Origin of the sequence: Vibrio spartinae (assembly GCF_024347135.1) — a bacterium.
GTDB classification, from domain to species: domain Bacteria; phylum Pseudomonadota; class Gammaproteobacteria; order Enterobacterales; family Vibrionaceae; genus Vibrio; species Vibrio spartinae.
Map to the genome: position 1 here is coordinate 474,818 of NZ_AP024907.1, position 17,418 is coordinate 492,235.

The window sequence follows — 17,418 nt, forward strand, 5'->3', positions numbered from 1 at the left end:
CGTATCCGTGTATTACATCAAACGAAATACACTTCAAATCGGTTTAACGTACTGCAATCGCTTCAATTTCAATCCCAACATCTTTGGGTAAACGTGCGACTTCAACGCAAGAACGAGCCGGATAGTTTGCAACGTCATGTTCATCGAAAAACTTGCCGTAGACTTCATTGACGGTTGCAAAGTCACCCAGATCTTTGACAAAAACTGTCATCTTCACAATATTGGCGACCGTTAAACCAGACGACTCAATGATCGCTTTGACGTTTTCCAGAGACTGGCGGGCTTGTGCTGCAATCTCGACCGGTACTTCGCCTGTGACCGGATTCACCGGGATTTGTCCGGATGTCATGATGAGATTACCCAAGTCAACACCTTGAACATAGGGCCCGATAGCTGCTGGCGCTGATTCCGTATGAATTACTTTTGTCATTGTTTTCTATCCATTACATGTTGCTTCAGAAAGGTCAGTTTGCCTTGATTCAGAGCCGAGGTAAAGCCTCAATCGCTGGGGCAATATTAAGCACGCTCTGTGACGATTTCTCTGGAGAAAACCTTTTCGCAATACTTACATTTCAACCGAATATCATGCTTTTTCTCTACAATGCTGAAACTACTTTCTACGGGTTCATCATGGGAGATACAGTTAGTGTTCGGGCAAGCAAAGACATTATTGATGCGTTGTGGCAGTTTTAGCGCGAGTTTTTTCACTACCTTGTAGTTTTCAATTTGGTTGACGGTGGCATGAGGTGCATACAGTGCCAGTTTGTTGGCTTGAGATTCGTTAATGAACACATTTTCGATCTTCAGCAAGTCTTTAATACCTAATGCTGATGAAGGCAGGTTGAGACCGATAGTCACCTTTTGCGAGGATTGATGCATATCGAAAAGTTTCAACACCTTGATACCGATTTGTGCGGGGATATGGTCGATGACAGTTCCATTTTTAATGGCTTCTACCTGTAATTGTGAATCTTTTGGCATGATCATTGGCTCCCTTACAGTGTTTCATTCAGCACAAGCGCCAGCAGTGCTTCGCGTGCGTATACGCCATTTTCTGCCTGTTGGAAGAAATAAGCGTGTGGTGTTTGATCGACATCCGTGGTGATTTCATCGACGCGTGGCAGTGGATGAAGTACTTTCATATTCTCTTTTGCGTTCTGAAGTTGGGCGGCACAAAGAATATAAGCCGAGCGAATATGCGCATATTCCGATTCATCAAAGCGCTCCTTCTGTACTCGGGTCATATAGAGAATATCCACTTGAGGAATCACACTCTCGATATCGGTATGCAGACTATACTCATGACCGCCTTCTTCCAGCTCTTCTAAGATATAGTCGGGCATCGCCAACGCATCCGGCGCAATAAAAAAGAAACGGTTGTTGCTAAATTTAGCGAGTGCCTGAGTTAAGGAATGAACGGTGCGGCCATATTTAAGGTCACCGACAAATGCAATGTTGAGTCCATCGAGACGTCCCTGAGTCTCTGTAATGGTAAAGAGATCAAGCAAGGTTTGAGTCGGATGTTGATTGGCACCATCACCAGCGTTGATGACGGGGACACCGTTAGAGAATTCAGAAGCCAGACGCGCAGCACCTTCTTGTGGGTGGCGCATGACAAAGGCATCGGCATAGGAAGAGATGATTTGTACTGAATCTGCCAGCGTTTCGCCTTTCTTCGCCAATGATGTATTACCACCGTTATCGAATCCAATCACGTTACCACCAATCCGTTGGATCGCGGTTTCAAAAGAGAGTCGCGTCCGCGTTGATGGTTCAAAAAAGCAACTGGCAATGACCTTATTGCGGATCAATTCTGGCTGAGGTGTTGCTTTTAGCTGACCTGCTGTATTGACAATCAACTCTAACTCATCGCGTGTGAGTTCAGAGATTGAGATGATGTGCTTTCTGTATAGCGAATTCGTCATGATCATCTTCCCTAGTATTTTCTGACAGGCATAAAAAAGCCCCCCGATCAGGGAGGCTTTCAAAAATAGTAACAAAGGAGAACCATAGGATGAGGCAAGTGTCTTTACTTACCCTAATGCTGCGTTGACAAGCGTATGTTGCGGCATGATCCCGAACGCCCATGATGTTCCCTCTGAGACAAATTGCTCGGCATTATACGCTTAACTTAATTGAGTGCAAGCGATTACATCGGGTCTGCACAGAATTAATCTCAGCCTCTGCGATGCAAGAATGTTAAGCACCGAGCGTTGCGACCATCACCGCTTTGATGGTGTGCATTCGATTCTCTGCTTCATCAAATACAATCGAATAACCCGATTCAAAGACTTCTTCCGTGACTTCCAGACCTTGCATGCCATATTTCTCAGCGATTTCTTTACCGACCACCGTCTCATCATTGTGAAATGCGGGGAGACAATGCATAAATTTAACATGTGGATTCCCCGTAAGCTGAATGGTTTGCATATTGATTTGGTAAGGCGTCATCAGTGCGACGCGCTCGTCCCAAGCCTCGGACGCTTCGCCCATCGATACCCAGACATCGGTATAGAGAAAATCACACCCTTTCACACCCGCGGCAACATCTTCGGTCAACGTAATGGTCGCTCCGGTGGTCTTGGCGATTTCCTGGCAGGTTTTGACGAGCGACTCTTCCGGCCAGAATGATTTAGGGGCGACGAGACGAATGTCCATACCCATTTTAGCGGCACCAACCATCAGCGAATTACCCATGTTATTGCGGGCATCTCCCAGATAGGCAAAGGAGATTTCATAGAGGTGTTTGCCACGGCTATGCTCTTGCATGGTGAGGAAGTCAGCCAGGATTTGAGTGGGGTGAAATTCATCAGTCAACCCGTTCCAGACGGGAACACCCGCGTAAGCGCCTAGTTCTTCTACGATGGCCTGACCATAACCGCGATATTGAATCCCATCATACATCCGGCCAAGGACCCGGGCGGTATCTTTCATCGATTCTTTATGACCAATCTGAGAACCGGACGGGCCAATATAAGAGATTTGTGCCCCCTGATCATATGCAGCGACTTCAAACGAGCAACGGGTTCTGGTGGATGATTTTTCAAAAATCAGCGCAATATTTTTACCCAGCAGTTTTTTCTGCTCGGTACCGGTATACTTTGCTTTTTTCAAATCTGCTGCCAGATCCAGCAAAAATTGGATCTCGGTTGGCGTAAAATCGAGAAGTCTGAGAAAATTGCGGTTACGTAAATTAAAAGCCATACTTCAGTCCTGCAAAAGGTCACCACGAATATGGCTAGTAAACCATAGAACACCCCAGTATGTGAATAATTAGTTTGAATAAATGGCGAATTATTCATGTTAAACCGTGATTTTTGTTTTTTATTGCATATTTTCTTCTGTGAACCCAAGCGCAGTTATCGAGGGGGTTGCCGTTCGACGGTGACGACTTTTGGTAACTCATTTTCAGTGTTACACATAGATACCGGGTTCGGTAATGAGATATAAAAGATGTCGAAAGTAGTATATCTTCGACATATTCTGTTGATCTCTACCCGATTTATCGCGATGACATTGATCTATTCTTTAATAAGACTCTACAATTTCAACTGGTTTTTCCGAACGTTTATATGACAAATTCGTTGTGAAAACTGCGATTAAACAACAAATGACACCAATGAAAAATGCATACTGATATGAGTAATAATGGATGACTAGGCTACCAATTAAACCTGCGATCAATATACCAATATCAAAACAGGCTTCGTAAGTGCTTATCGCTATACCAATGTTTTCCTTTGGTAGACTATTAATTGCGACAACTGCTAGCAGTGGATAAACCATAGACAGACCGAAACCACAGAGAAAAGATCCAGCAATAGAAATGTATGGACTGTATTGTAGGCTCAAGAGCACTAATCCTAGCGATTCAACCGCTAAAAAAGTAATACAAGATACTTTCCCTGCTTTATCTGCCATCCAGCCAAATATTAGTCGAGATATAACATATCCAATACCAAAACAAGATAATGCTAAAGCACCAAATTTACTCCATCCTAAATCAATGAAATTAACCAATAGATAAGAGGTTATAAGAGAATATCCCACATTAGCTAATACAAAACTACTACCAGAAGGCCATATTTTTTTTACAGCAATAGAGAGAGATATAACATTCTTATTTTCTTTTGTTTCAATCGCAGGAATAGTTAAACAGACTAGCAAAGAGAGTAGAGGTAATACCAAAATTGTTGCTGCTGAGTATTCAAGACCGATCGTTTCATAACTCCATGCGCCATAATAGTTTCCCAAAGCGAGACCGAGAAACATTGCTATACCTACCCATGACATGATTTTTCCCGCATGTTCATGACCAATTAAGCCTATAGGCCATGTACCACCGCAAGTAAAAACAAAACTCAGGCCTATACCCATTAATATCCTTGATATAATTATAATTGAGTAACTTAAAATAATATCTTCAGAAAGGTTATATATGGTAATAAAACATAGCAATCCAGAGGCCGTAAGTAATGAGAGACCTAAAAGCATACCATACTTAGGTCCTTTTTTATCAGATATTTTTCCTGATATAAATCTTGATAATAGAGTTGATAATGACTCCGTTATAACCGCTAAACCGATGAAAATTGCCGAAAGCTCTAATGACTCTTTTATAAAAAGAGGAAGTATGGCAAGTGATATACCTAAAGAAACAATAGAGAAAAATATCAAAGAAGATACTTTTATAGCATTTAAATAATTATTACTCATTACTTTCCTATGTATAACAGTGATTCATTAATTTCAGAATGATAAACAATATTCGTTCCATCAAAAGAAATTTTACCTGATGTGATCAACCGGATTGCTTGAGGAATGAGATACTTTTCTGTATTTGTAATTTTTTTTCTCAGTTCTGACTCCTGAGTTCCCATTTTAACCTCAATAATACTTTGAGCAATGATTGGTCCTTGGTCAACTTCATTATTGATGAAATGAACAGTTGCTCCGCTGCATCTGACCCCATAATCGATAGCAGATTGTTGTGCTTTATCTCCCGGAAATGATGGTAATATAGATGGATGGGTGTTAATTGTGATGCATCCAAACTTTTTCACAAAATTCTGAGAGAAAATACGTCTGTACCCCCCTAAGACAATGAGATGAATATCGTTATCCATCAAAAGCTCTTCAATGGCACTCTCATGTTCTAATCGATTTTGATAGTTAGCATGATCGATTATATGAAATTCAGTACCTTTCGGGATATGAAGCTTATCAAGGTCAACATCTCTGTTGTTTGATATAACTAACTTCAAATGACAGTTATTAATTAGATCTGAACATAATTCAGAGACAGATTCTAACAAACTTCCACTTCCCGAAAATAAAAAAGCAATGTTATTCATTGTTACATCCTTTCTATAAAATTAAAGTTTTCGACTAATTGCTGGCCATTAATAAAAACATGCTTAGGGTGTTTGTTAAACATATTTACTATGAATTTATTTATATCAGGTGTTTTGTTGTTTATTTTATATGGTTCTTCATCATTATAAATAATAATATCTGCTGAAAATCCTTCTTTGATTAAACCACAGTTTTTGAAACCTAAACAATGAGCACCATTGATGGTAACCATATCAATTAGCTTTTCTGGATTAATTTTATTATGTAATTCATCTGTACCATGATGGTATAAAGCAAATATGGTATCTTGCACGATTGAATTTGAGGGATTGACCATTGCTGCATCTGTCCCTAAGGAGATACTATTTTTTAGCTTGGATACTGGGAGAGTTCCAGCACCAACAAAACTATTGCTAATTGGACAATGGATAACTTTCGTTTCTGGTTTTTGGTTGATGATGTTTATATCATCTTCATTCAAATAACAATTATGTATAAGATTGATATGACTGTCTAATAAACCAAGTGAATTTAATCGTTTAATTCCTGACTTTCCAAAATGTTCAATACATTGGTTGTACTGATGCTGTCCTTCATTTATATGCAATGAAATAAAAGAATTGTATTCTTTAGCTAGATTATTTAGAGCAATAAGAAGCTCATCCGAACATGAAATTTCTGATGCTGTTGCCGGAGATACAGTGATAGTATCACGACTATACCTTGAATAAGTATCATGAAATTGGTTTAAAATGCTTTCTTTATTTTGAATAACTGGTACGGACTCTTTGCCAACCCATGTGTCATTAACAGCATATTGTATGTTTGCCCTTACTCCTAAACTTAGAGCAGCTTCGGCATCAATATTTGCTCTGCTTGTAAATATGCCTATACCTGTAACACCACTTAAAATTTGCTTCTTCAATGATGATATACTTGAATTAAATTGTAATTCTTCTGTTTCAGAAGAATTGTTTTTATGAACTGCGTCTAAAACATTACTTATTGAGTCATATACAGAGTACCCACAATACATATCTTTACTGGGATGTATATGAGAGTTTGTGTATCCTGGCTGTGCGTAACAATCAGAAGCATCCAAAACAGCATAGCCTTCTTGGATTATTTCAGACACATGATCTATTTTTGAGATCTTTCCAGATGATATATATATATTTCCACGAACGAATTCTTTATTTTCGTTAAAGTAATTAACATTTTTTAAGCAAGTTTTTCTACTTCCTGAACTATATTTTTCCATTTTAATTTACCATCTGAAAAGAACTTATTTCTATCAATATATATCGTTTTCATACCCAAGTTTTGAGGTGTTAAAATGTCATTTTTTAATGAATCTCCTATCATGATGACTTCGTTTGCTTTTAGGCTTTCATTCCTTAATATTTTTTCAAATAAATAACGGTTGGGTTTATTAAAAGGATACTCTGTTCCATAATAGAAAGAATCGAAAAAATGATGCATATTGTTTTTTTTCATCTTTGCAACTTGAATTTCTTCTTTCCCATTTGTGCATAAAGAAAGAGAGTAACTTTCTCTAAGTGTTTCTAATAAATGATCAGATCCAGAGTATGTATGTGAGTTGTTTAAATAGCAGTCTATATAGAGTTTGTGAGTTTCATTGAATGGGAGATGAATTAATTGACTTACGTATTCACTTCGAAGGTTCAAAACTGAATCTATATTTAATTTTCCTTGCTCAAAATGAGACCAAAGATCACTTGATCTTACTTTTGTTTTTGTTACAAATTCTTCAAATGATAGGTCTGAGTTATTATTTGATTGAAATATATCAATTAATGTTCTTTTTTCAGCAAATGAATGATTAATTAAGGTATCATCTAGGTCAAAAATTAATTTTTTAATAGTCATGATTTTTTTCGTTGATTAGATATCCCAGAGATGTGAGTAAAGCTGTATTAAACTCGTCAACACGAGTAAATGCTTCATTTGTGATAACACCATTTGTTCCTATGGTATTGATTTTATCTTGTGGAATTTCAGAATACATTTCTTTTATTACATCAGAAAGCTCTTGATCTTTGTTTATTCTTTTTACTATAGTTTCAGGAATTTTTACTTTCGCACTACAGCCATAAGCATTTCTGCTTTTTTTAAGATCTTCAATCTTTACCCATCCATATACAAAATGTCCGAAGCTATAATGATTAATTAAACCTTCCATCGATACTAGATAATCATAATCTTTCTCAATGTCATTTAAAGATGTTTTGCAATTTTTTATTCTATTTTCAATACCTAATATTGCTTCTTCATCATTAATTGGAGTTTTGGATATATCTGACTTCACTTCTACGGAGTGAAAGATTATTTCTTTATCCTTGAATATTGAAGAGAAAACTTGTTTTACCGATTCATTTTTAGCAATATTTTTGGATAGAACTAAAACATTTATATTATTCTGCATGCTGTGTTACCCATTGAATAAAATTAGTCTCATTTGTACCGTTATAAATGTCATTCAATAGTGATTTATAATTGGATATGACTGGCATAACACAAGAAATATCTGGTTTTCCCATTTTTAATATATCGACTGCTTTATCAAATGTTTTATCATATATTTGTGTGAAAGTTGTCTTCATAATCGTTTCACCAAGTATTATGTTTTCATAACTTTCTTCTTTTAGTATGCAATACACAAGCTCATGAATAAATGAGAAAAAACCTATATCATAAGGTAATCCAGTGATTACATCTGTACTTCTTGAAGATACCTCACAATATAATTTATTATTTTTTATATAAAACATGATGGCAATTGTACATGGGAAGTCTTTTGTATCAGATTTGTGATAATTCTGATTGATATTAATAATTGCTCTTCTGGAGTCCGGGTTTTTGATAAGCATTTTTATAACCCAATCTAATTGACTCTCATAACTATCTACTTGTTCGTAAAAAACATAGTATCCATAGTTTGAATTAATATTTCCATTCTCGTCAACTAAAGTTGTCCAAAATTTGGAGGCTTTAGATAAGCCGTCATCAGCATTCAGACTTCCTTTAAAGTATGCAATGAACTCATTGCATAGATATTTTAATGCACCTTCTCTTAAAGAGTGAACTCTATTTCTTGGGTTACTTAAAATGTAGTTCACGCCATAACATTGAAGCGCATCACCTGCTCTTGTTTTAACTTTGTTACCATGGTTAATGATATGGAGTACAGCTTTCTTTACTAAGCCATCGACAGAACTATCATTGATGTTAACAATGTCAAGTTTGGTATTTTGGGGTTCATTTAATTCTGAGGAAACACTCATAATACATACGCTTAAATTTATGATGAAAATGAGGATAGCATAAAAATAATTCATGATATTATTTTTTATATTATTATCACACTTGTGCTAATTAAATCTCATTTAAGGCTTTTGTTAATGTTTTTTTTGTTATTTGTGATTGGATATTTATATTCACTAAATTTATAACGTTTGATTTTTGAACAGTTCTATCTGGGTTATAAGATCTTTAATGAATATTTTTTATAAATATGTAGGCTAGTTAAAGAACAGGCTCACAATGAAATCGTCGCTGTGAGCCTTTCAGTTTAAAATTTAGAAGTATGTTTCTGTGAATTCAGCAAGTGAGCTTCTTTCTACTTCATCAAAGATGAGAATAGAACCTTTTTCATAGTTTTTATAAACATTGACCGCTGCGGATAAACCACTGGATGCGGCACTCACAAACTTATCGTCAATCTGACTCAGATTGCCAAGTAATATCGTTCTACAATTTTTTCCGCCTCTGCTCAGCATTCCTTTGACTTGCGCACGAGTCATATTCTGTGCTTCATCTATGATTAAAACGGCATCGTCAAGCGAGCGGCCTCTGAAGTAAGCCATACTGGTAAATTCAATATTAGCCCGCTCGATAATGTGCTCGACTGTTTCGTGGACATTACAGTCCTCACCTTCGCCTGAATGCATGGATACAAGCGCATCAGTGATACCGACCATGAGCGGGAGAGATTTCTCTTTTAAGTCACCGGGTAAAAAGCCCGGATCGTCATCCATAAAATCCCGGCTTCTGACCACGACAATTTTTTTATATTGCTTTGTTTCGATCACTTGATGTAATGCGGCTGCGACCGCTAGGAATGTTTTTCCTGATCCCGCAGGGCCAAGCATAATATTCAGGTCATAATTGGGGTCGGTTAACTGATTTAATGCAATGGCTTGCCTTTGATTTTTAGGGCTGATACCCCAGACCCTTCCCTGTTTTTTCGGTAAAAGTTTGGTGATGACATGTGTGGGGGTTACTTGTGTCACAACCCCGATATGATTTTCATCATCAAACCAGTACATATTTCTTTGAACGTCTTCATTAAATAAATGGCGATCGAATTGATAACAATCTCCGGATAGTTTGAAATCTTTATCCGTCTCTATCCGATTAAATAAATCACCTTCAAAATATTGCACTCCGGAATAAAGTAAGTCGATGTCGGTAATTTGATTATCAATCGGAACATCTTCGGAGAATACGCCAATCGTCCGAGCTTTCAGTCGCATATTGATATCACGGCTGACCAACGACACATCTCTGCCGAGCTTTTTCTGTAATTGGAATGCGAAATTAATAATATGGTTATCCGCATCACTACCAATACCGTGACGAAGGGATTCTTCGACTTCAATATTGGTATCTACAGCAATGAATAATTTACCTCTTTTACCGATTTCACTCGATGGCAGTTCAATTCCTGCTTGTAATTCTTCTGCATTATGACCATTGACTAAATCTTCGAGCATTCGTATACAGACGCGAGCATCGGCACTGACTGATTTTTCTCTGCGTTCTTTTAGATTGTCCAGTTCTTCGAGTACGGTTAAACAAATATAAACATCATCTTGATATGCGAGTAAACTTTTCGGGTCGTGGACTAATGCTGAAGTATCTAAAACTCGGGGGGTGTTGGTTCTTGATATCATAATATGTTTCCTACATAGAATGGAAAGACCGCTGTTTCTGCCATCATGATTTATCCAATGATTTCATCTCTGCCGTGAGAGAACAGGCACTGCGTTTTGAAGGTCTGTATCGTTCGAATGTATTGTCCTTTTTGACACCGATAGTTTCTTTTCTGGTATTGAGAGTCCGAAGCACGGATTGTGACCTGAGTATCCCATGTGGTATCAGGTTTACCGTCTTGAATTCGATTGAGTTCTGAAGAGGGGATTGGAAGGGGCACATCATGTTGCTGGAAGGAATAAATTGCCAGCGGTTCAGGGGGGAGGATATTGTTATCCAAGACAAATCGTTTCCGGTCAGTATCGCCCATAAGCGTCTCCTTGCTGCCCAGTTTCACATTCTGAAAGCCATGATTTCCTGTATACCGAATGATGTAAGTATAGCAATCAATCAATTTACAAATGACATCATTTTTTTACATTTTTATGTCATCCCGCAGCGTAGTGGATTTCACGTGACCTGTATCACAGCATCAAGTAAGATGAGCCCCCATTTTCTGCACCTTGTTGGAATCACGGTCATAATGATACGGATGAGTGAAGGGCAGATTTTTTTAGTGATACTTTAGATCAAAATGAGGTGGTTGATTCATGGCTTTTGCGTTGGGGCAGCGTTGGATAAGTGATACCGAAAGCGATTTAGGATTAGGGACTGTGGTGGCATTAGATGACCGAACCGTCACATTAATGTTTGCTGCATCAGAAGAGAATCGGGTTTATGCACGCCACGATGCACCAGTCACCCGAGTTATTTTTCATGCGGGTGATGCCGTCGATTGCCAAGAAGGATGGACGTTACTGATTGAACAGGTGAATGACGAAAATGGGGTGCTCACTTATATCGGTACCCGTCAGGATACGCAGGAAACACAAGTTGAATTGCGAGAAATATTTTTAAGCCACCAAATTCGATTTAATAAACCTCAGGATAAACTGTTTGCCGGTCAGATTGATCGGATGGACAATTTCGCATTGCGTTACCACGCATTAGTCAATCAGCATCAGCAGCATAAAAGCCCAATGCGCGGACTTTGTGGTGGCCGTGTCGGTTTGATTGCCCACCAACTTTACATTGCTCATGAGGTCGGGCGACGTCATGCACCTCGCGTTCTTCTGGCTGATGAAGTTGGGTTGGGTAAAACGATTGAAGCGGGAATGATCATCCACCAACAAGTCTTGGCAGGCAGAGCAGAAAGAATTTTGATCGTGGTTCCTGAAACACTCCAATATCAGTGGCTGGTCGAAATGATGCGTCGTTTTAACCTGCACTTTTCTATTTTTGATGAAGAACGCTGTATTGAGTCACAGAGTGAGGCTGAAAATCCGTTTGAGACTCAGCAGTATGTTCTCTGTTCCCTTGATTTCCTTCGCCAATATCCGCAGCGTTTTGAGCAAGCCAAAGCGGCAAGCTGGGATTTGATGATTGTCGATGAAGCGCATCATCTGGCGTGGGAAGTTGATCAGCCTAGCCCTGAATATCTGATTGTTGAAGCGCTGGCACAACAGATTTCCGGTGTTTTGTTATTGACTGCGACGCCTGAACAGCTTGGCCGGGAAAGTCACTTTGCCCGATTGCGTTTATTAGATCCTGACCGTTTTTATGACTTTGAGGCATTTATTAAAGAAGAGGCGTCTTATGAACCAGTGGCTGAGGCCGTCTCTGCCCTGACTGAAGAGCGGGCGTTATCCAATGAATCGAAAAATCATATTGTCGAGCTGCTTTCTGAGCAGGATGTCGAACCGCTTTTCCGGATCATTGACGGCAATACCAGCCGTGAAGAAAAAGTCAGTGCGAGAGATGAGTTAATTGGTAACTTGATGGACCGTCATGGGACCGGGCGAGTGCTGTTTCGTAATACGCGCGCCTCTATTCAGGGATTTCCACAGCGTTGTGTCAATCTGATTCCACTGGCGCAGCCACTGGAATATCTAGACTTCATTGAACAATATATTGCTTCACTTGATGCTGCCCACCTGAAAATCGAAAGCGGTATGTATCCGGAGCATGCTTATCACGCTCAGGCGCATAGCTCACAGGTGTGGTGGATGTTTGATCCGCGTATCAATTGGCTGCTCGATAAAGTGAAGTCGAAGCGCAGTGATAAAATTTTGGTGATAGCCGCCAAGGCGGAGACCGCACTTCAGATTGAACAGGCATTGCGTGAGCGGGAAGGAATTCGGGCGACGGTTTTCCATGAAGAAATGTCGATTATTGAACGTGATAAAGCGGCCGCCTATTTTGCTCAGGATGAAGGTGGAGCTCAGGTTCTGGTTTGTAGTGAGATTGGTTCTGAAGGACGAAATTTCCAGTTTGCCAGCCAGTTGGTCATGTTTGATTTACCGATGAACCCTGACCTGTTGGAACAGCGTATCGGACGTCTGGATCGGATTGGTCAAAAGCAGGATGTTGAGATCCATGTACCTTATTTACAGGGCGCCTCACAAGAGGTTATCGCCCGTTGGTATCACGAAGGCTTGAATGCTTTTGCGGAAACTTGCCCGACAGGGAATAGCGTATTTGAAGCCTTTGCTGAGCGCTTGATGGCGCTGCTATCTGCATCAGATGAGCATCTGTTAGAAGCGTTGATTGCGGATGCCCGTAAGATGAATCATGACTTGAAAGCCGCACTGGAACACGGGCGAGATCGTTTATTGGAAATGCATTCTCATGGGGGTGAAAAAGCCGAACAAATTGTCCGTGATATTGCAGCAACTGACGGTGATACCGAACTGGTCGCTTTTGCGCTGAACTTGTTCGATATCATCGGACTGGATCAGGATGATCGCGGTGAGCATACGCTGGTGGTGACTCCTTCTGAGCACATGATGGTGCCGAGTTATCCGGGGTTACCTTATGAAGGTGCGACGATTACATTTGAGCGGGAAACCGCACTTTCGCGGGAAGATATCCACTTTATGACGTGGGAGCATCCGATGATTCAGGGGGGGATTGATCTCCTGCTGAGTGAGGGCGTCGGGACATCAGCCGTATCTTTGTTGAAGAATAAAGCACTGCCGGTCGGGACGATCTTACTCGAGTTAGTCTATGTCGTGGATGCTCAGGCACCCAAAAGCAGTGGTATCGGCCGCTTTTTGCCTAAAACACCAATCCGTCTGATGCTGGATGCTCAGGGCAATGACCTGTCGTCACAGGTGGCATTCGAAGGATTCAATCGCCAGCTTAGTCCGGTGAATCGCCATTTAGCGAACAAGCTGGTGACTTCTGTTCAGCAAGAGGTTCATCAACTGATTCAGAGAAGTGAAGTGGTGATCCAGTCGAAAGTGGAGAGCATTCGACAAGCTGCACAACAGGAGATGGCATCGGTATTGAATCGTGAGCTTGAACGTTTACAGGCCCTGAAAGCGGTCAATCCTAATATTCGGGAAGCAGAGGTTGAGATTCTGGGTAATCAGATTTCAGTCTTGTCCGTGTTGATTCAGCAAGCGCAGTATCAGTTGGATTCATTACGCTTAATTGTGGTTTCACATCAATGATTGTGTTTTGACATCGGTCAGTCGTATTCGACTGATGCACAAAATAAGCACAAAAAAAGCCATCAGCAATGATGGCTTTTTTGATACTCAGGAGTACTGAACAGAGAGTGTTGACCGCTTACACGAACCATTTCCACCAGAGGAAGAGAGCCAAGAAGCCAAATAGATAAATCAGCCCGGTAATCGACAATAATTTCATTTTAGGTCCCAGTGTCAATGATTCAGGCAATGGTGTTCTGGTGACCAGAATATAATTGAGCAGGGCAAAAACGGGCGTTGTGACGAATGCCATGACCATGGCGAAATTCAGCATCGGCAGTAACGCTGATTTGGCAAAAGCAAGAATGCTCAGCGCTGCTACTGAAACGATCAGCATCCAGGGCAAGAGATAACGATGTTTTTTCTCATCTGTTTTCTCATCGGTCGCCTGTTGTTTTAACAGACGTTGTGACTCTGCTATTACTCGGGAATAGCCATCGATGACCGTAATCGTACTGCCAAAAATACAGAAGAAAGCGATGATGGCAATCAGGTAACGCGCCCATTCACCAATAGTCGATGCGTATAAGTTAACTAACTGGTGGGTAAATCCAATGCCTGATTTCGATAATTCGGTGCCCGTACCATGAATCAGTAATGCCCCGAGCGCCAGAAAGATAATGGCCAGAATCGCAGTCCCGATATAGCCGACATTAAAATCGAACAGCGCTGATTTCGGTGTGACATTTTGCTGGGCACACTGATTTTTCAGCCAGATTGAGGTAAGGCTCGAAATCTCAATGGGGGCCGGCATCCATCCCATCGTCACAACCAGAAAGCCGATCGCCGCCAGTGTCCAAGGTGATGGATCGGGTGCGTTGGCCACGGTTGCAACAGGATGTCCGATTGCAATCACGACTGCTGATAGCGTGGCAATGGTGAGCACTGCCATGATCATTTTCGCCAGTGAATCGAGTGCTTTATAGTGGCCGGCAAATAAAATGATCAAACAGGTGGTGACGACAATGATCGATAAAGTCAGGCTGGATAAGTCAAACGGCATGAAATATCCCAGCAGGCTGGCACTAAAGAGCGTCAGGGCTGCCGTATTGATCACGGCCGAAATGATACTCAGCAGCATGAAAATCCACAGGTAAGGTTTGCCGAGTTGTGCATAACCGTGCACCAGACATTCCCCTGTGCCCATCGTGTATTGAATACCCGCTCGGAAAAAAGGATATTTAAAAATGTTCACGAGCAAGATTAAGGCTGCCAGTTGCCAGCCATAGATTGCCCCAGCCTTGGTTGATGCCACGAGATGCGATCCACCGACGGCAGCAGCAGCCATCATAATTCCGGGACCGAGTGATTTGATCACTCTGGACAATGAAAATCCTTGTGGAGAGGGATAAGCGGCAGCATTTTCCATTCTTGTTCCTTAGTTTGAAGCAAATAGTTTGAAGCAATTATTTGCTGCGATGTTGTGTCGTTTTTATTGTGTGTGTTTGTGCTATCGTTGATGACGACAGATTGATCATGCACGCTATGTTGTTCATGCGTATTTTTGTTATTTTGTCAATAAAACACATGAATATCACATTTATAGTATGTGTCAATTTATATATACATAAATGTTAAGAAATAGGGACGAATCATGCCATGGTACGATCTCTTCGTGATCATTTTCTCATGTTGACCTTACATGCGAAGCCAGATCAACCGAACTGCATCTTGCGTTGATTTCGGTATATAATGCAGCGCGTTTTTCCCCTAGAGATGCTGATATGGCAATGACATCGTATACGCCTCCGACAACACCGTGGACGGAGATTATTTATCAAGATGAGCATATTTTGGCGGTCAATAAACCGTCTGGCTTGCTTTCTGTGCCCGGCAAAGATCCGCAGCACTATGACAGTATGTGGGCTCGCTTAGTGGATGATTATCCCGAAATTCAGGTGGTTCACCGTCTGGATATGGCGACGTCCGGACTGATGCTGTTTGCCAAGAATAAACATGTAGAAAGTGCATTGAAAAAACAGTTTCAGTATCGATTAACGCATAAGGTCTATTATGCGCGGGTGTGGGGCAACGTTGCGCAGGATGAGGGGGAAGTGGACTTACCGTTGATCTGTGACTGGCCGAATCGTCCCCGTCAGAAAGTTTGTTTTGAAACCGGTAAGCCGTCCCGGACTTTATTTCAGGTGGTCGCAAGAGAAGCGTTGACGACGGTTGTCCGTCTTTTCCCGGTGACGGGGCGCTCCCACCAGTTACGGGTTCACATGCTGGCAATGGGTCATCCGATTGTGGGGGATGAGTTTTATGCGCCTGAAGCTGCCCAAGCGTTTGCATCACGGCTCCATTTACATGCCGCAGAACTGAGTTTCTATCATCCCAAAAATCATTGGTTGAGACGCATATTCGTGCCGTGTGAGTTTTATCCGCCAGCGGAAGAAATTATTTTCGAATATTTTGACCCAGAGAGAAAACTGCCGGATTATAAGACATTGCCGAGGCCATAAGTCGGACTCCCCAACTCAGATAAGGAGAAAAGGATGTCATTACCGCAAGTCGTATTTGTTGATCGAGCCACGATCCCTGCCCATATTCATTTTCCTGAGCTTCCTTTTGAACATCAGTGGGTAAGCTATGATGAAACATCATCGTCGCAGTTACTGGAGAGAGTTCGCGATGCAGACATAATTATTACCAACAAAGTGGTGCTCAACGCAGATTCATTGTCTCAACTCCCCAAATTACGCCTGATTGCTGTTGCGGCAACCGGTGTGAACAATGTTGATATCGAGTATTGTCGGGCGCATAACATCGCGGTCACGAATGTGCAGGGATATGCGACACGTTCTGTGCCCGAACATGTGATCGGGATGATATTCGCACTCCGTCGTCATTTGATGGCCTATCATCATGATATTGCCCGGGGAGCTTGGCAACAGCATCGTCAGTTCTGTTTTTTCACTCATCCAATCGGTGATGTGGCCGATAGCACCATCGGTATTATCGGTCATGGTGCGCTGGGACAAGCAACGGCTGAACTGGCCCGGGCGGTTGGGATGCAGGTTATCTTTGCTGAACATAAAGACGCGTCGGTTTGCCGAGAAGGACTTTTGCGGTTTGAAACTGTGTTACGTCAGGCTGATGTGGTCTCATTACATTGCCCTTTAACCGAAGAAACCCATCATCTGCTTGGTGCGGATGAGTTATCCATGATGAAAGCCAACGCGATTCTAATCAATACCGGAAGAGGTGGGCTTGTGGATGAATCTGCACTGGTTGATGCGTTGACGTCTGGCACCATTGCTGCCGCCGGGGTCGATGTATTTACGCAGGAGCCTGCCGATGAGCACAATCCACTGCTCGCCAATATTGATTTACCGAATCTATTATTGACGCCTCATATTGCTTGGGGAAGTGATTCAGCAATTCAGCAACTGGTTCAGCGATTAATCGAAAATATTGTCGTATTTTATCAAGGACAAAAGCAGAACCGAATTGTTTAGTCATGATGAATATCATCACGTTAAATAAGTAAATTTGGATATCTGTGCGCTATTTT

Annotated in this window: 15 protein-coding genes and 1 pseudogene; 3 read left to right on the plus strand and 13 right to left on the minus strand. The window is 41.2% G+C overall.

The annotated features are described in order from the left end of the window. Positions 1-43: 43 nt before the first annotated feature. The 12 genes and pseudogenes from OCU60_RS02155 to OCU60_RS23080 form a co-directional block, all read right to left on the minus strand. A complete protein-coding gene (locus OCU60_RS02155; protein ID WP_074372075.1) occupies positions 44-430 on the minus strand; it encodes a RidA family protein in 387 nt (128 codons plus the stop codon). A gap of 86 nt (positions 431-516) precedes the next feature. Continuing rightward, entirely contained in the window at positions 517-981 is a 465-nt protein-coding gene (gene pyrI, locus OCU60_RS02160) for an aspartate carbamoyltransferase regulatory subunit (protein WP_074372074.1), read from the minus strand. A gap of 14 nt (positions 982-995) precedes the next feature. Then, complete coding sequence (gene pyrB, locus OCU60_RS02165; protein ID WP_074372073.1) at positions 996-1,925, minus strand: aspartate carbamoyltransferase; 930 nt, start codon at positions 1,923-1,925, stop codon at positions 996-998. A 274-nt stretch (positions 1,926-2,199) separates the two neighbouring features. After that, complete coding sequence (gene argF, locus OCU60_RS02170) at positions 2,200-3,204, minus strand: ornithine carbamoyltransferase (protein ID WP_074372072.1); 1,005 nt, start codon at positions 3,202-3,204, stop codon at positions 2,200-2,202. Between the two features lie 324 nt (positions 3,205-3,528). Beyond that, positions 3,529-4,716: an MFS transporter gene (locus tag OCU60_RS02175; RefSeq protein WP_074372071.1), complete on the minus strand. Its 1,188-nt coding sequence runs from the start codon at positions 4,714-4,716 to the stop codon at positions 3,529-3,531. Then, the gene (gene purN, locus OCU60_RS02180; protein ID WP_074372070.1) at positions 4,716-5,354 is read right to left on the minus strand and encodes a phosphoribosylglycinamide formyltransferase; all 639 of its coding nucleotides are present in this window, start codon (positions 5,352-5,354) and stop codon (positions 4,716-4,718) included. Before purN ends, OCU60_RS02175 begins: the two co-directional genes overlap by 1 nt. A gap of 2 nt (positions 5,355-5,356) precedes the next feature. Next, entirely contained in the window at positions 5,357-6,616 is a 1,260-nt protein-coding gene (locus OCU60_RS02185) for an amidohydrolase family protein (RefSeq protein WP_074372069.1), read from the minus strand. Continuing rightward, entirely contained in the window at positions 6,577-7,245 is a 669-nt protein-coding gene (locus tag OCU60_RS02190; protein WP_074372068.1) for an HAD family hydrolase, read from the minus strand. The genes OCU60_RS02185 and OCU60_RS02190 overlap by 40 nt, the downstream gene beginning before the upstream one ends. Next, complete coding sequence (locus OCU60_RS02195; protein WP_074372067.1) at positions 7,235-7,801, minus strand: inosine/xanthosine triphosphatase; 567 nt, start codon at positions 7,799-7,801, stop codon at positions 7,235-7,237. Before OCU60_RS02195 ends, OCU60_RS02190 begins: the two co-directional genes overlap by 11 nt. After that, the gene (locus OCU60_RS02200) at positions 7,791-8,714 is read right to left on the minus strand and encodes a thymidylate synthase (protein WP_261854736.1); all 924 of its coding nucleotides are present in this window, start codon (positions 8,712-8,714) and stop codon (positions 7,791-7,793) included. The genes OCU60_RS02195 and OCU60_RS02200 overlap by 11 nt, the downstream gene beginning before the upstream one ends. A 240-nt stretch (positions 8,715-8,954) precedes the next feature. Continuing rightward, positions 8,955-10,331: a PhoH family protein gene (locus tag OCU60_RS02205; protein ID WP_074372066.1), complete on the minus strand. Its 1,377-nt coding sequence runs from the start codon at positions 10,329-10,331 to the stop codon at positions 8,955-8,957. A 170-nt stretch (positions 10,332-10,501) separates the two neighbouring features. Further along, a pseudogene (locus OCU60_RS23080) lies at positions 10,502-10,681 on the minus strand (PhoH family protein); the annotation flags it as partial. 280 nt (positions 10,682-10,961) lie between these two features. Here OCU60_RS23080 and rapA point away from each other — a divergent pair. Further along, positions 10,962-13,865, plus strand: coding sequence for an RNA polymerase-associated protein RapA (gene rapA, locus OCU60_RS02215; protein ID WP_074372064.1), 2,904 nt, complete (start codon positions 10,962-10,964; stop codon positions 13,863-13,865). Positions 13,866-13,983: 118 nt separating this feature from the next. Here the strand turns inward: rapA and OCU60_RS02220 are convergent, their stop codons facing one another. Then, positions 13,984-15,273, minus strand: a complete 1,290-nt coding sequence (locus OCU60_RS02220; RefSeq protein WP_074372063.1) for an NRAMP family divalent metal transporter — start codon at positions 15,271-15,273, stop codon at positions 13,984-13,986. Between the two features lie 355 nt (positions 15,274-15,628). Between OCU60_RS02220 and rluA the strand changes: the two genes are divergently transcribed. Together rluA and OCU60_RS02230 are read left to right on the plus strand one after the other, a co-directional pair. Continuing rightward, positions 15,629-16,366, plus strand: a complete 738-nt coding sequence (rluA, locus tag OCU60_RS02225) for a bifunctional tRNA pseudouridine(32) synthase/23S rRNA pseudouridine(746) synthase RluA (protein WP_074372062.1) — start codon at positions 15,629-15,631, stop codon at positions 16,364-16,366. A 33-nt stretch (positions 16,367-16,399) separates the two neighbouring features. Next, positions 16,400-17,362 (plus strand): D-2-hydroxyacid dehydrogenase, encoded by a 963-nt coding sequence (locus tag OCU60_RS02230; RefSeq protein ID WP_074372061.1) that lies wholly within the window; start codon positions 16,400-16,402, stop codon positions 17,360-17,362. The last annotated feature ends 56 nt before the right edge of the window (positions 17,363-17,418 follow it).

Coding starts and splice junctions, on each gene's coding strand:
- OCU60_RS02200 (WP_261854736.1), bottom strand. CDS start 8,714: ATGAATTATTTTTATGCTATCCTCATTTTCATCATAAATTTAAGCGTA.
- OCU60_RS02205 (WP_074372066.1), bottom strand. CDS start 10,331: ATGATATCAAGAACCAACACCCCCCGAGTTTTAGATACTTCAGCATTA.
- OCU60_RS02175 (WP_074372071.1), bottom strand. CDS start 4,716: ATGAGTAATAATTATTTAAATGCTATAAAAGTATCTTCTTTGATATTT.
- rluA (WP_074372062.1), top strand. CDS start 15,629: ATGGCAATGACATCGTATACGCCTCCGACAACACCGTGGACGGAGATT.
- OCU60_RS02185 (WP_074372069.1), bottom strand. CDS start 6,616: ATGGAAAAATATAGTTCAGGAAGTAGAAAAACTTGCTTAAAAAATGTT.
- OCU60_RS02190 (WP_074372068.1), bottom strand. CDS start 7,245: ATGACTATTAAAAAATTAATTTTTGACCTAGATGATACCTTAATTAAT.
- purN (WP_074372070.1), bottom strand. CDS start 5,354: ATGAATAACATTGCTTTTTTATTTTCGGGAAGTGGAAGTTTGTTAGAA.
- pyrI (WP_074372074.1), bottom strand. CDS start 981: ATGCCAAAAGATTCACAATTACAGGTAGAAGCCATTAAAAATGGAACT.
- OCU60_RS02155 (WP_074372075.1), bottom strand. CDS start 430: ATGACAAAAGTAATTCATACGGAATCAGCGCCAGCAGCTATCGGGCCC.
- rapA (WP_074372064.1), top strand. CDS start 10,962: ATGGCTTTTGCGTTGGGGCAGCGTTGGATAAGTGATACCGAAAGCGAT.
- pyrB (WP_074372073.1), bottom strand. CDS start 1,925: ATGACGAATTCGCTATACAGAAAGCACATCATCTCAATCTCTGAACTC.
- argF (WP_074372072.1), bottom strand. CDS start 3,204: ATGGCTTTTAATTTACGTAACCGCAATTTTCTCAGACTTCTCGATTTT.
- OCU60_RS02195 (WP_074372067.1), bottom strand. CDS start 7,801: ATGCAGAATAATATAAATGTTTTAGTTCTATCCAAAAATATTGCTAAA.
- OCU60_RS02220 (WP_074372063.1), bottom strand. CDS start 15,273: ATGGAAAATGCTGCCGCTTATCCCTCTCCACAAGGATTTTCATTGTCC.
- OCU60_RS02230 (WP_074372061.1), top strand. CDS start 16,400: ATGTCATTACCGCAAGTCGTATTTGTTGATCGAGCCACGATCCCTGCC.